Below are 13,680 nucleotides of genomic sequence, written 5' to 3'. Positions count from 1 at the left end.
CTTGGCCTTACACATGACGCGTAGTCCTTCCGACGAGGTATCCGCATCATTGTTGCCTGGCCGGTTCCGGTGCTCCGAGGTTCGCGGCATGGTGCAGATATGCGAATGGCCCGCTATTGCGGGCCATCACGCCTATCGGAGATGCTCCACATCCATCAGGGGACGCGACGCGAGGGCAACCGTTGAAAGACGCCCGAATAAACGTCCCGGTACCGCACTCGCGATTTTCGGCCTCCCCAAAAGGGAGGCAGCTTCATGATAAGCATGTAAGTCGTCAATCGACAACGTACCTGGAAAAAACCGACCACATGATGGCAATTTGTTCGCTATTCGAAAAAACTGTCAGGTAGCCAGTCCGCTCCGAACAGCTTCGAAATGGCCCCCAGTGCGCTGGTATCGCCATTCACACTCGTCGATGTCACTACCAATCTGTTGATCATCGTACGGGCCGCATCCTCTTCGACGGTGTCGGCTGAATAGATGACAGACCACGGGCAAACTTGCCCGTCACGGTGTGCTCGACCGATTGTCTGGCGCGCTGCGATCCCGGAATACCGCGGCTGATGAAAGAACCCAATCCTCGGAGTCGCGCTCGCTCGCGTCCCATCCGCAAACATTTCCCGGGCTTGCAGATTAATTGCCGAAGTGGTGTTGAAAACCACGACAGGGTTGCGACCCACCTGGAACGACATCCGCTCAGTCTCGAGATCTCCACCACCAAAGATGCGAGAAACACCCAGCCCTTGTTCCTCGAGGAGATCGGCAACAGGAGCAGCAGCAGTAGTGGTGAGTTCGACAGCCACGAGCACCTGATATCCGCGTTCCACTGTCGCAGCCACCAACTCCGCAGTCTGGGGTGCCCGTAGCAGGCTCGCCTTCTGCCGAAACCGCATCAACGCGGCGCGACCGCGGGCCGTGTCCTGACCGGTACGAGCAAGTCGCATCTCGGCACGAAACTCTCCCCAATCCTGGTGGTATGACGCCCATTGCGCAGGTGTGAATTCCACAGGGAGCCCGTCAAGGGGAGCGGGCCCCCCAAGGTGCATCGCGGTGCAGCAGCACTGGTGGGTTCGTGTTCTCCATCCAGCGGCGGACCCTCGTCACCGCCTGATTCTGTGTCGTCGTGGATTCCTTCGCGTCAGCGGTCCACTGCCACTTACCTTTCTCCCAACCCGGTTCGAGCGGCACACCCATTTCGGCGAGCCTGGCGCCGAGGTCGGCCCACTGCTGTGGGCGCTCCCCGTGGATCTGAGCGAGCAGCGACGACAGATAGGTGTATTCGCCCGGGTGGTGTCCGGGTGTGGCTGTCACCGACAGTACAAATGGGGCCTGTTGTGGTGGTGAAGAGAGTTTGTTGATCCGCCGCATGTACTGCGTGCGTTGAGTTGTGATGTGTCGGAATTGCTGTGCCTCGTCGTTGATCACGACGGCGAATACATGCTTCGGCTGTCCATTCTTTCCAAGGAGTTTCTTCAGCTGGTCAGGCGACATGATCAACCAGCGAAAGCCGCCATCTCCACCGAATGAAGCGATCGCATCACGCCAGGCACCGATTGTGATCTGCGCCGGTCGGTCCACCGTGATCAAGATCGTGTCGCCGCCGCCGAGATGGCAAATCGCCTTGGCGGCAAGCACTGCCGTACCAGTCTTTCCGCACCCCATATCGTCGCCGAGCAGTATGCCTCGGTAGCCACTCTTGTACGCGGTGGCGATCGCTTTGGCGCCGGAAATCTGCATTGCCGTAGGGGTCTTCGGGGCGGCCCGCGCGCCCGGCCCTCGCACACCGTTCATTTCGTCCTCGATCCACCGCGCGTAGCTGTACGGCTTGGATGCGTAGACCTGCAATGTTTCCGGCAGGGTCTCCCCGACATAGGCATGCGCGCGAATTCCCGGGTAGTAGTGAGCGCCGGGAGGTGTCGCTCGGTAGGGAACACCGTCGAGAACCCAGACCCTCTGTCCACGCGCGACGGAGGGCACTTCCATACGTTTCGCAGGCGGGGCCTTTCGAGGTTTACTACGTGCCCGTGTTCGTGGTGGCACGTTCGATCAGCCCCAGGGGTCTTCGGTGGCCACGGCTTTCGTCGATGACGCTGCAGGGGGAGCCGTAGGAGTCATCGCTTCTGCAGGAGCAGGTTTCGGGGGAATTGCAGGTGCGGGTGCAATGTTCGGCGCAGGTGCCGGCCTCGAATTCTGCTGCGGAACAGGATTCTTCGGAGTCTCCGTGTGCTGCGACTGATCGCTACGCGGTGCCGTCGATTGCGTGCTCATGGGTGGATCCCGCAACTCCAGCAGCACGCCTGAGCAGCGCAGTACCATCGCGGTATCCCACCGTTTTGCGACGTCGAATAGCGAATCGACTATCGGTCCTGGAGTATCAGCGTTGTCGGCAGCTTCGCGCATCGCCCTAGCGAGAGAGCGAAGGTTGTCCGGGTCGGCGGCTACAACCGCACGTGCATCGTTGGGGTCGATCAGCCCGCAGAGGTGCCTCTCGGTGTTGTTGGGGCCAGGTGCGACCTGTACTGCGTCTTTGATGTTCAGAGACAGCAGCCATGGCCCGGCGCAGGCACCTTCTGAAACCTCGTTCTCGACCTTTTTCGCCACCGTCGACATGAACAGTCGGCGGCTGTCGTCGGTGTAGCGCGCGACCGATGCAGCCATTGTTGAAGCTCCCTACGTTGTCCGCGTGAGCGCGGTGATCACTGGTGTGATTGCCACTGTAGGAAGGCCGGTTCCGGTGTTCGGTGAAACACTGCGCTCGCAACTGCCACCCGTCAGCGGCGTGCCGCACGGTGTCGGGCCTTCATTCGCGGTGCCGCACGGCGGAAGGGCCCTTCGTACCGTCATTGCATCACCAACACGAGATCACAGATTGGAACGATGATGAATGCCCCTACGCCCCTGCAATTGCGTGCCGGCGGTGCCGTACCGCAGCTGAACAATCCACTGACCGCTGTAATCCGAGTCGTGAACCCGCACTACTCACTCGGTGTCGACCACAAGATCATCACCGGAATACTTGCCGACGCAGGCGACACGCTCACCCAGAAAGCGATCTCATCCAGCAACGCTTCCGACAGCTGGCGGGCCAGCGTCCTCGACATCTTCGCTGACCTCTACGAACGCGCGAACGCCGCGAATCGAGAACTGCTTGTGTACATCAGTGACCGGCACGTCCGCGACATGCTGATCGAGAGCGCAGCCTCATTCTCACAGGCGGTCTTCGCAACCAACCTCTACGACCAGCTCGGCTCCCGCCTCCGCCTGCTCTATGACGCCGCCGGCCAACTCGACGCTCGTACGGCACGAAATCTGGAAATGCGACGGCCGCTGGTCGTTTACACCGATGGCTCGGTCTCGGCGACCAGATTGGGCTGCGGAATGGGTGTGGCAACCGATACCGAACTGCACGCAACCTACAAGCCCGACGCACCCAACACTCCAATCGTCGCCGAGCTTCTCGCGATCGAGCTGGCTCTGAAAACCTTTGCCCAGAAGCACCTGGTGATTCGAACCGACAGTCGAGATGCGATCGGCCTAATTGGGCTGACGCCAACTGAACTCGACGCTCGCAATCGGTGCGGCGAACTGCACACAGATCGCTACATCTCATCGGTCGTACGACGAATCCACAATGCCTCCGCCGGCAGACAAGTCTCGTTCAAGTGGGTCAAGGGTCACGATGGCGATCGGCTCAACGAGGCTGCGGACCGCGCCGCCAAATGCGTGCGCAGATTCAACTCCTACAGCATCGGAAGTTCCGCCTTGACCCAGGTTCTCGACAACATTCGCCATGACATCGCAGCGTGAAAGGTATGTCGGTTATAGATTCATGACAGTAGACACGCTCGCATTTCAGGAAGTTCCATTGCCTGGCGCCAGCAAGAAGACCTTAGCCCATAGAATTCGACTACCAGTCGGACATAGGCGAGAGCCGTTGTGCCGCAGGTCTAGATTGAACATGACTACTCACAGGGGGTTCGATGACCAGCGATGAAAGTGAATTCAACACAGCACTCAACCGCGGGCGCGTCTATGACTGTGCCGCCCAGTTACGCACCGCCCCGCAGGGAACGCCGATTACCGATGCCACAGGCCGACATTGGATCCGCGGTTTCAACGACCCCACCGAACGCCGGTGGCGTCGCAGAAAAGCACCTCGGCTGATCTGGGTCGGGATCGGCGGCGATCAAGACCGGTGCCCATCCTCCGAAATCCCTCTACCTGCCCGACATACCACCACCGAGGCCTTCTGGGCACTCGATGGGCTACCCACGACCCTCCTTGAAACCTCTCAGACACCGTTCTCGATCGGCGCGATTGCCGGAGGCTGGGTCGGCGGCACTGTAGACAGTGCGCAGTGGGATCAGGCCAACACCGCTACCCGCGACTACTGGTTGGGGCTCGGGCTGAGCCCGGTTCCAGCCATACCCGTAGCCGGAGGAAGCGTCGGCGGCACTCCCGCTGCCTCACTGTGGGATACGACTCATGCACGCTCCCGTAATGTTTGGGCAGACACCGGGGAATCCAACACCGACAGGTTGGGCATATAACAGCGGAATCGTGACGATGCTGAACGCCACTTTGGATCGCCTATCGACGCCGATCTCCGCAATACCGACGGCTGTTACCAATCCATTTCCCTCGATGTCGCGGAACGAGCCAGGCGAAAATCCGGCAGCGCACAGCTGAAAGGATCTTGCAGCCAACGCATCCGACTGGTTTCTCGTTTCACGGTGCCTGGAATCCAGTCAATTCTTGTCACCAAACCATGTGCTGATTACCGGCGTCGTTACCACACAGATTCCGGCGATCAGTATGAACGTGACAGCCAGAATCCCCATGGCACGTGTCAGTGTGCCGTGGTTAGCAGGTATGGCGAGCGTAAATGCGTTGGCGGACATCGAAGCCACCAACGCACAAACCGCGATTCTCACCGAGGGACTGCGCTTCCCGACCAATCTCGCCCCGAGGGAAATCGCAGCGGAGGCGTTGATCAAGCGCTACGGCACCGAAGGTGTCTACGAATGCCTGCGCTACCTCGACAGCGACGACCTCGAGGGAAACGCGTACTGGCATATCCAGTCCGTGTTCGAGGAGCTGTACCTCGTCGAGGACATTCCGATACGCACAATGCTGCTCGAGATCAGTACTGCCGCGAAGTACAACGATCAGAAGGCCCACGCGGACGAACTCTTGGACACGCACAACCTGTCAGCCAACGCGCAGGGCGTCTTGAAGGAAACTACGCAGTGAGCCGCGGAGGGCACCCGTGGGCCCTGGGTACATCGATCTCCGTCTACGTTGCGAGGAACTCCCTTCCTCAGCGCGACGTGTAGCCAGGCCCCGTCGACGAGAGCGACATTCGAATCGCGCTGGGTAACCAGATAGTTGAATGCCGGGCCCCTCGAAACGCGGTAGCGGCACGCAGTTCGCCTCCCAGCGACCGCGTCGTCGATTCGATACGCTGCGAACATGCGGGTTGACGGCATCAGAGATGAGGCTGTAGCAGAGGCATGTGACGCTCTGCTGGAGTCGCTCGACGTGCTGCTCGAACGCCTCGCCAATCGAGTCGAATCCGCGCCGGCGGCCGGCAGCGCCGAATGGAAAAACCAGTGGAGTGCACGAGAGTCCGCAGATGGACGCGAGCGACTCCGACGACACCTTCTGGTCAAAATCGCAATCGCCACCGCAGCACGCGTCGATCCCACCCACGACATCGAAATGGCCCGACAAGCCGGAATCCCAGAGGCCGACATCGCGCGCGCGTCCGGCCGGAAGACGCAGCGACGAGCACCACACGGAAACGCAGGTCTCACACCCACCCAGACAACTCTCTGGTAGCGCAGATTCGTCGGCGGGGTCGGTGAATGGCCGGGCGAAGCACTGCAGCCTTACCGGGCCTCGCTCTCTACGCATGACCGCACGACTTCGTGTGGGTTCCCGATCGCTTGAGGCGTTAGTCGCACAAATCAGTCAGAGATCTCCGACGAACTGGAGCCATGCCACTGCCGCACGAATCATGGCAGCAAACGATGGGCCGACAAACAACTCCAGATCCAACATCTCAACGTCCCCTCCGGCATCTATCGGCAGTACCCACCAAGCCAGCATGGAGCGTTATCGAGAATTCCTTGCCTGATGTAGTCCGGAATGAGCCAGGCGGGCATGAGCCACCAGATCGGTGGATAGTCCATCATGATCCCTCTCGCCAGTCTCGCCGGGCATCCCGCACGTCGAAACCCTTAATGGTCTCGGCGTGGATACCCAGCGCGTTCGGCAATCAGACGCTGAAAGTAGACCGTCAACAGCGTTTTCCACACCGACAACCTTAACATTAGCCCGTTAAACTTATGCTCGTGAATGACGATGATCGACAGAAGGCCCTTGAGGATGTCGAGGAACTTGCCCGCCTCCTACACGCGCTCCGTGGACTATCCGTTGAGGTCGAAGCGCTACTTGTGGACGCGATGAAGATCGCTCGCAGTTCCGGACTTAGCCAGGCTCTTATCGCTGAGGCGGCCGCGTTGTCTCCTGGTCGCGTCAGTCAGGTGGTCAAGTCCGAGGGAGCGGTGGTGTCACGATCACATCTACACGACCGCGTATTCAATATCAGCGAATGGCCAGGTGAGGCCTTGCACCCTTACAAAGCCTCGTTCACTGGACGCATGACAAGGCCGCCCTACAGCAAGCGGCGCCCTGCCCCGGCCAGTAACGATCGAATGAGAGATGACCTGATGTAGCGCACAACTATCCACAGGGTCTCAAGTAAAAGGTAGCTAGTCGATGTGCGGGCCAAGAGTTCGTTCCCCCGATTGCCATCTGTAGTACAGAGCAACTCCAAAGCAGGCAGACGACGCGATGAGGAGACCGCCGGAGATACGGATGAAAAGCGCATCTTGAGTAATCAGCAGCACAATCCCGACGACGCCTAATGCAGCACCCGCACAAACTCGGCCAAGCTTCCAGGGTCGTGACCCAAGGCCATTTCGTACCGATGTGGGGTTGCTCTCGTCGCGCCACCAGGCGATCCAACCAACGACGACCAAAGTGCTCCACAAGATCTGGATCCAGTCGCCACCAACAATGCCCTCCACCAGCAGGAAAAGCGCTGCCGCGGATACAGCTGCCACTGCGCTCACTCGGAGATACTTGGATTGAAGCATGACTGAGCTTGGGGCTCGACCGCCTATGTCGTCAATGCCAGTCGATCTCACCCCTGGGGCGCTCTAGATCTCGTACGTGTCCGCTAAGTGTCAGGTAGTTGACAGAGGACACTCTGCGGCGCAGAGTAAAGAAATGACAAAGGCTGAGGATTCGAAATCGGCAGGTACTGATCAACTCGCAGCCCTCGCGATATCAGTTCAACTCAGGCGTCGAGTGAACTCGACGAATCTCTTTGGCTACGGGTCGGGTTCGTTGCTCATAGGTCTTGTGTGGATGTTCGGTGAGAGTGCGAGTCAGAACGGTTTCATCGCACTCGTGGTGCCGCTGACTTTTGGAGGCCTCTGGGCTGCGACAGCGATGCGATCCTCGCGGCTCGGCGTACGCGGATACCGGATCGGGTATGGCGCGCTGTTCCTGTTATCGCTAGCCGCTACGGTCGCCGGACTGCTTGTCGCGTCATCGAATTTCGGTGCCCTGACGTTGCTTAGTGTGGGCTTTTTCTGGCTTGGCTGGCGCGAGAGAAGTCAGCTCGTTTGGGGAATGTCGGCGTTCGGATTCATGCTTGGGCTGGTCACCTCCGCGGCTGCCGTGCGGCAGATTTTCGGAATTGTCGAGACGACACGGTCAATGCAGGTCTCGGCCTACATTACGACCGCATTTGCGGTGGTTGTGATCGCGACGGCAGTCTGGTCAATGCTGGATGAGAACCAAAGGCTCACTTCAATTGTCCGATAAAGGAACAGTAGGGGAGAGTCTCGACGAGGTCGTTCATCAGCGCACTCGACTGTCGATCCTGATGTTGCTGGGCGGTGGCGTGGAGGTCGACTTTTCTTTCCTCCGAACGTCACTCGATCTCACCGATGGAAACCTCGGGCGGCATCTGGACGTCTTGGCGGAGGCAGGAATCATCGCCGTGAGGAAGACGTACAACGGACGAAGGTCCCGATCTTGGATCCGTCTGACGGATTACGGGACGCTCAAACTCGGCCAGGAAGCGCGCATTCTGCGGTCGATCGCGGACCAGATCGACCAGGTCAGAGCACTAAATAGTGATGAAACGTACTAAGTCCCTGCACATTTCGCAAGACTTTTGAACTTCTTTACCAATTCCCGGAAAACCGACCACGCGCGATGGTTTCGTTGTTATGGTCGTGATGTCCCGCCAGAGAACATCATTCGAAGGGAACAAACAATGCGCAGATCACTTGCAGTTGTCTCGCTCACTGCCGCAATCGGTTTGATCGGTGGTCCGGCTCTCGCGCAGCCGGCGGAAACGCCACCACCACCTGGTGTTGGCGCCCCGGCCACGGGGATGTCAACACTCGAAGATCCTGTCATCCAGCCGTTCGGAACGACCTGTATCCAAAATTGCACTGGATATGTCGCGGCAAACATCGAAAGCAAGTCCAGCCAGCAGTCCTTCACCTTCCGGGCGAACTTCATTTCTGCCGGCGGAGTCCAGAATCCCCGCCAGCAAGTACGGATGCTTGGCTTCCAAGGTCAAGTGATCGACGAACAGAACCAGTACGGCGGCGGGCGCCAGTACAGCGGCGAGTTCCGGATGGGCCGCTCCTACCTGACGCCCGTGGCATCGGTCTGTAACACACTGTGGGAGGGCGGCGTTCAGCTCGGTACCGCGTGCACCGGCGTTTGACCCTGCTAACCGTGGCCAGCTGAGATCGAAGTAACTGCTTTGGCGCCAAAGCATTTCACGAAGCACAACGAACAACTCATATACAACAACAAAACTGGGCTAGGAGGACCTGCATCAACGCCGGCGCAGGCGCTGGGCCATCAATAGCAGCGGCCGAACCGTCTCGCTCTCCAATTAGCTCGCCGCATCGATGACCTGAGCGTTTTCCTCCCGTCACGGCGAGCGCGTAAGCGGCGTGATCAACAGTTCTGGAAGGCTCCCTTTTCGGTTCACGAGGCCGGTACCTCACGCAGGGGGGAACTGCTCGAAGTCAGCGTCCATCAGCCCTCGTTTTTACGAAAGTGGGTACGAAACCAGTTGCGTCGAGGGAACTCTCGGCTACCAGCATCCGCCTCCATGTCTAGGCGAGAGGTTCCTTCTACTCGAAGTTTCGGCGTTTCGCCCAAAACTGCGGCTCTAATCGCAGACCAATTCGATAACTTCCACCAATCGAACAAATCGAGTGTCGACACAACCCGTACATCGAGAGAGTTCACGAACTCGGGGCGGGTGTAGACCTGGCGCGAGCGGTCACTCGGATCCGTCTTTCGTTCATGATTGACAATCAGTGTCCCGCCGTTGACGGACTCGCTCGGATGCTCGCTCGCCCAGGTGGCGAGGTGCTTCTTGAGATCGCCGACGAGCGCTTCTTTTGCTCTACCGCCCTCCGACTTGACCTCTACGAGATACCTCCGTCCCTGATCATGGACGAGCAGGTCCGCCGACCACGTACCCTTGCCTGTCTCATCCAGATTGAGTATTTCGAGGTGCGCGTCCTCAAACACTCGCGCGACGGCTTTCTCGAGCTCAGTGCCACTCCCGTACAGCAGGCCGTCTCGCATGCTGGTCGCAGTCTCCCTCGCCTCCTCGAGCTCCGCCAGGAGCCGGGCGCACTCCTCCTCGTGCCGCTTCTCCATGTCGGCCAACGCATCCTGGGCTGCGATTTCTCTCGGGGTCTGCCATTCGGGTGCAACTGACCCTGCGATCCTGTACCGGCGGGCGGCCATCGGAGCGAAATGCGGGATCGCTTGCTGAACCAACCAATCGATGATCTGGGTCCAGTCGACCGCATCAGGGATGACGTACCACCGCATGCTGCCGTCAGCGGGCGCCCATGCTGCTACCACGGGATTGCCGAGGGCATCGATCAGGATGGGTTCGAAGCTCCCGCGCGGCGGGCTCGGAGTTTGAGCGCCCGTTGGCGATTCGAAGGCGGTGCCGAGCAACTCCAGGGACCACCACGGTGCGGTAGCGGGGCGGTTGAGCAATCGCAGTCCGAGATCCTTATCGGCGACGTTCAGGCCAGGAGCGAGTATGGGCCAGGCACCGGCCGGAAGCCGCCCGCCGCCGATCGTGCCGCGGGCGTCGGGGAGCAGGAAGGAGCTATCTGAGCCTTGGAAGAGCGATTTCACTGGTTCGGCGCGGCTGGCGGTGCCGAGCATACTGATGACGAGTGCTGGCTCATCTCGCTCGTTTGCTCCGGCTGAGAAGCGTCGAAATTCGTCGGCGCCACCACTACGGTCAAAGATGTGTGGGTCGATCGCGGCCACGCAATCGGCAGCTTCTTGTCCTAGCCACCGCGGCTCAACATCTAGTTGATCCCAGTCGATCGCGGCGGCACTAATCGGTGTCTGCTGATCAGTGTCGTCACCGGTCGCCGAATGCTTCCTGGCCGGTGTGGCTGGTTGCTCGGAGGGAGCTGCACACCCGATGTGCACGGGTAGGGCGGGGGATCGCGTCACCGGTGAATCGTACGGCGGCTCGACGTCGGAGTGGGTCGACGTGGGCGAGTTCTACTCGAGCATCTTGTAGACGGGGTTCGCCGCTGCGGCGACGCGTGTCTCCTGCCCGGCTGCCGCGGTGTAGCGAGACGTCGTTTGAATCGACGAATGCCCGAGCATCTGCCGCAACTCGTAAACCGAGACACCTTGGTCCGCAAGACCGGTGGCGAAAGTATGCCGCAACTGGTGCACCAGAGCTCCGCGCACCTTCTGGTCCTCAATACCGGCCCGGAAGTACGCCCGTTTGGTGCGGTATTGCACCAGCGATCTCGACACGCGAGCACCGTCCGGGCCGACGAACAGGGGATCGGTCGCCCGGAAACGGGTCCACGGTGTGGAATCAGATCGCGCACGTACGCGACCGGTGTGAGGAAAACGGATCGCCCGCGACGCGAGGTACTCACCGAGTACGTCGACCAGGCCAGCTTCGATCGTGACGGTGCGATCCTTGTCTCCCTTTCCTCGCACGCGTACCGCTTTCGCGCCGTTGGCGCCGTCCACATCGCGCAGATCTCGGATGTCGAGGCCGACGAGTTCGGAGAGCCTGCAGCCGGTCAGAAGGGAGGTGAGCACGATCGCCAGGTCACGCTCCGGCCAGGCTCGAGCGTGGGTGTCGTCCGGATCACCCACTGCGGCCAACAATTTCGCGACAGCTTCGCCGTCGAACGACGACGGTTGCCGCTTGGACATCGCCGGCCGCCGAACCGTCGACATCGGGTTGGCTTCGAGGAGATCCTCGGTGCACCAGAAGCCGCACAACGTATTCCACGTCGACCAGCAACGCCGCACGCTCGCCGGAGCGCGGGTTTCGGCGAACCGGGCGAACGCACGGCGCATGTGGTCCTTGTCGAGGACGGCTGTCGTCAGGTGCTCGATCGGAACGGTCAAGTCGGCGGCGAGGGCGTCAGCGATGCCGACGAAATCGTGGCGGTAAGCCTCAGCGGTGTGGGTAGACATGGTTCCGCCCTTGCGCCAGTTCATGAAGGTATCGAACGCGACGTCGAGGGAGGTGCTCACAGTTCGGGGGCCTCTCGTCGACAGCGTGGGGAGTGGGGTCAGGCCCACTCATTTTGCTACATAATAGTAGTTATGTAGCAAAACGGTGGGAAGCACTTTCAGCGTGCCGACTACTCAGCAATCCGCGAACTCCACTGGCCCGGAACCAGATCGGTTCCGGGCCAACAGGGTGTCGAGGCGGCTACTTCAACTTCTTGATGTCCTTGCCGTTGAGACTGTAACCACCCTTGAGACGCGTCCCCTTCTCACGAGTGGCCGTGCGCAAGATCCGCGCGATCTCCTTCTCGCTGCTCGGGAGCCTCACGTCCTTGGCGTACTTGGCGTACTGCTGTCCCAAGCCGGTGCTGCTGTTGCGGGCAACCGGGTCGCCCCCGAGTCCACCGAGAGCCCCGAGGACGCCCACGGTGGCGCCGATCCGGCTCCCGGCCGCCTTCATCTTCTTGAAATCCATGGTGGTCAGTTCTCCTTCGGATTGAGCAGAGCGTGGTGTTCGGTCAACTCGTTGGCCTGACGTCCGATCTCGAGGATGGTCGGACTGTCGAAGGCCGGCGCAGGCACGGCGGTGCGGGAGCCGGCGTAGGAACGGGACGCGCGAATCGCCTTGTCGGCGCTGCTGCCGGTGACCCTCTGCGCCGCGGCCTCGGACGCAGCAGCGAGGGTCCGGTGCAAGGTAGCAAGGACGATCCCCGACTCCTCCACGAGAAGAGCGCGCTGCTTGCCGAGCTGCTGGATGGTCGCTTCACGATTCCCGAGCTGACTGGCCAGATGCTTGACGCGATCGGTCTGATCAGAGCCGTTCTCGTACTCGGACATGTAGTTCAAGTAGCCCGCCGTACCGACGAGAACCGCCAGCAATCCACTCAAGGTCAGCACCAACGCCAGCGGCGTATCCGCTTCCATCCCTTCGGTGAAGATACGGATCCCCATTACCGACGACGCGAAAATCACGATCGCGGCAAGCGCGATCTGCTCGGCGCGCATCCGTTTGCGGGTCGAATCCGGAGCCCCGAGCGCGGTGTCCGCGTCCTTGAACCTACGGTGCCGGGCACCGCTACGGCCCATGATCTCCGCGAACAGCCAGGTACCGAAGATCGCGAACACGATCGCGGTGCCAGCCCCGACCAACGCGGGTCCATCGAGATTGAACACCTGACGCAGGTTGACGTTGAGCAAGCCCATCATCGCCAACAGGAACACCGGGAAATCGAGCATCATCAACCGCCGATTCCGGGCCTTGCTGTAATCGCGGTCGATGAGGTGCTCCTTGGAACCCTCCCCGATCTTGCGCGTGACCTGATCACGCATGGTGTCGTGCGCGTCCTGCGCCTCACCCGGAGTGAGCAACTCCCCGTTCGGACCATGAAGCGACATGATGTCAGCAGCGCCGATCAGCTTGTCGAGCATGTTGATCTGGCCGTACAAGCTGCGGAGCTTGGCGATCAACGGGACCACCTTGCGTTCGACGTCCTTCGCCAACCCCTTCTCCGCACGGCCGACGACCTTCGCGCGCACCGCCTGCTCACCGAGCGTCAGCTCCCCAACCACAGGACGGGTGTCGAGGCGATGGCTTTCGGTGACCAGCGCCTGGACTGCGGGGATCTTCGACGCCGGCATAGGGCCGAGACCGAACAGCGAGGAGATCTTCTCCCCCCGCGGAATCGTCACCTCCCCGCGTGCAGGCTTGCCGGCCGGGTCCTCCCACCGGGCGAACTGGTTCTCAAAGTTCTCGATGTCAGTCATCGTGACTGCCCCTTCGACTCTCACATGCTCCGGAGGATTCCGGGGCGATGAGATAACGAAATCGCCACACACACGGCGCTGTCGTGGGGTTGTGTGCTGTGTGTGCTGTAAATAGATAGGCGCGTACGCGCCTGGTCCGAGAATCGTCTGACCGCCCGTCCGGTCTGAACCTCGAAGGGGCGATGTTGACGAACGAGCCAGAGCTGAGCTGGACACCAGCGCAACGCGCGTATTCGGTATGGCTCGAGGAGACAATCGAGGCGTACCAAAACTTGCCCGCTGTTT

At 60.5% G+C, this 13,680-nt stretch carries 15 protein-coding genes; 7 read left to right on the top strand and 8 right to left on the bottom strand.

Annotated features, from left to right (window positions below; all coding sequences use genetic code 11):
* Nucleotides 1-326 precede the first annotated feature (326 nt).
* The 3 genes from AC1Q61_RS28065 to AC1Q61_RS28055 form a co-directional block, all read right to left on the bottom strand.
* The gene (locus AC1Q61_RS28065; protein ID WP_338481213.1) at nucleotides 327-803 is read right to left on the bottom strand and encodes a hypothetical protein; all 477 of its coding nucleotides are present in this window, start codon (nucleotides 801-803) and stop codon (nucleotides 327-329) included.
* 214 nt (nucleotides 804-1,017) lie between these two features.
* On the bottom strand, nucleotides 1,018-1,977 hold the full coding sequence (locus AC1Q61_RS28060; protein WP_232354262.1) for a DEAD/DEAH box helicase family protein: 960 nt from the start codon (nucleotides 1,975-1,977) through the stop codon (nucleotides 1,018-1,020).
* A gap of 69 nt (nucleotides 1,978-2,046) precedes the next feature.
* Nucleotides 2,047-2,658 carry a hypothetical protein gene (locus AC1Q61_RS28055; protein WP_064113449.1) on the bottom strand — a complete coding sequence of 204 codons (612 nt, stop codon included), beginning with the start codon at nucleotides 2,656-2,658 and terminating at the stop codon, nucleotides 2,047-2,049.
* 219 nt (nucleotides 2,659-2,877) lie between these two features.
* Between AC1Q61_RS28055 and AC1Q61_RS28050 the strand changes: the two genes are divergently transcribed.
* From AC1Q61_RS28050 to AC1Q61_RS28035, 4 genes are all read left to right on the top strand, one after another.
* The gene (locus tag AC1Q61_RS28050) at nucleotides 2,878-3,807 is read left to right on the top strand and encodes a ribonuclease H family protein (protein WP_064113450.1); all 930 of its coding nucleotides are present in this window, start codon (nucleotides 2,878-2,880) and stop codon (nucleotides 3,805-3,807) included.
* 173 nt (nucleotides 3,808-3,980) lie between these two features.
* Nucleotides 3,981-4,550, top strand: a complete 570-nt coding sequence (locus AC1Q61_RS28045) for a hypothetical protein (protein WP_047269223.1) — start codon at nucleotides 3,981-3,983, stop codon at nucleotides 4,548-4,550.
* A gap of 322 nt (nucleotides 4,551-4,872) precedes the next feature.
* Nucleotides 4,873-5,253, top strand: coding sequence for a hypothetical protein (locus AC1Q61_RS28040; RefSeq protein WP_156519333.1), 381 nt, complete (start codon nucleotides 4,873-4,875; stop codon nucleotides 5,251-5,253).
* Nucleotides 5,254-5,472: 219 nt separating this feature from the next.
* On the top strand, nucleotides 5,473-5,841 hold the full coding sequence (locus AC1Q61_RS28035; RefSeq protein ID WP_064113452.1) for a hypothetical protein: 369 nt from the start codon (nucleotides 5,473-5,475) through the stop codon (nucleotides 5,839-5,841).
* A 935-nt stretch (nucleotides 5,842-6,776) separates the two neighbouring features.
* Here AC1Q61_RS28035 and AC1Q61_RS28030 read toward each other — a convergent pair.
* Nucleotides 6,777-7,139: a hypothetical protein gene (locus AC1Q61_RS28030; RefSeq protein ID WP_155419153.1), complete on the bottom strand. Its 363-nt coding sequence runs from the start codon at nucleotides 7,137-7,139 to the stop codon at nucleotides 6,777-6,779.
* Between the two features lie 157 nt (nucleotides 7,140-7,296).
* On the opposite strand from AC1Q61_RS28030, the gene AC1Q61_RS28025 reads away from it, so the two are divergent.
* The 3 genes from AC1Q61_RS28025 to AC1Q61_RS28015 all read left to right on the top strand — a co-directional run bounded on the left by AC1Q61_RS28025 (nucleotide 7,297) and on the right by AC1Q61_RS28015 (nucleotide 8,818).
* Nucleotides 7,297-7,899: a hypothetical protein gene (locus AC1Q61_RS28025; protein ID WP_075835893.1), complete on the top strand. Its 603-nt coding sequence runs from the start codon at nucleotides 7,297-7,299 to the stop codon at nucleotides 7,897-7,899.
* Entirely contained in the window at nucleotides 7,889-8,230 is a 342-nt protein-coding gene (locus AC1Q61_RS28020) for a transcriptional regulator (protein WP_231915853.1), read from the top strand. Before AC1Q61_RS28025 ends, AC1Q61_RS28020 begins: the two co-directional genes overlap by 11 nt.
* A gap of 126 nt (nucleotides 8,231-8,356) precedes the next feature.
* On the top strand, nucleotides 8,357-8,818 hold the full coding sequence (locus AC1Q61_RS28015) for a hypothetical protein (protein WP_047269230.1): 462 nt from the start codon (nucleotides 8,357-8,359) through the stop codon (nucleotides 8,816-8,818).
* 320 nt (nucleotides 8,819-9,138) lie between these two features.
* On the opposite strand, the gene AC1Q61_RS28010 is transcribed toward AC1Q61_RS28015, so the two are convergent.
* The 4 genes from AC1Q61_RS28010 to AC1Q61_RS27995 form a co-directional block, all read right to left on the bottom strand.
* Complete coding sequence (locus AC1Q61_RS28010) at nucleotides 9,139-10,599, bottom strand: hypothetical protein (RefSeq protein ID WP_156519334.1); 1,461 nt, start codon at nucleotides 10,597-10,599, stop codon at nucleotides 9,139-9,141.
* A 51-nt stretch (nucleotides 10,600-10,650) separates the two neighbouring features.
* On the bottom strand, nucleotides 10,651-11,655 hold the full coding sequence (locus AC1Q61_RS28005; RefSeq protein WP_231915854.1) for a tyrosine-type recombinase/integrase: 1,005 nt from the start codon (nucleotides 11,653-11,655) through the stop codon (nucleotides 10,651-10,653).
* A gap of 181 nt (nucleotides 11,656-11,836) precedes the next feature.
* On the bottom strand, nucleotides 11,837-12,106 hold the full coding sequence (locus AC1Q61_RS28000) for a hypothetical protein (protein WP_075835891.1): 270 nt from the start codon (nucleotides 12,104-12,106) through the stop codon (nucleotides 11,837-11,839).
* Between the two features lie 5 nt (nucleotides 12,107-12,111).
* The gene (locus AC1Q61_RS27995) at nucleotides 12,112-13,395 is read right to left on the bottom strand and encodes a hypothetical protein (RefSeq protein ID WP_157127677.1); all 1,284 of its coding nucleotides are present in this window, start codon (nucleotides 13,393-13,395) and stop codon (nucleotides 12,112-12,114) included.
* Between the last annotated feature and the right edge of the window lie 285 nt (nucleotides 13,396-13,680).

It is taken from the genome of Rhodococcus sp. MPR-R1B (assembly GCF_058793255.1).
This window is presented reverse-complemented; position numbering and strand designations above follow the sequence as displayed.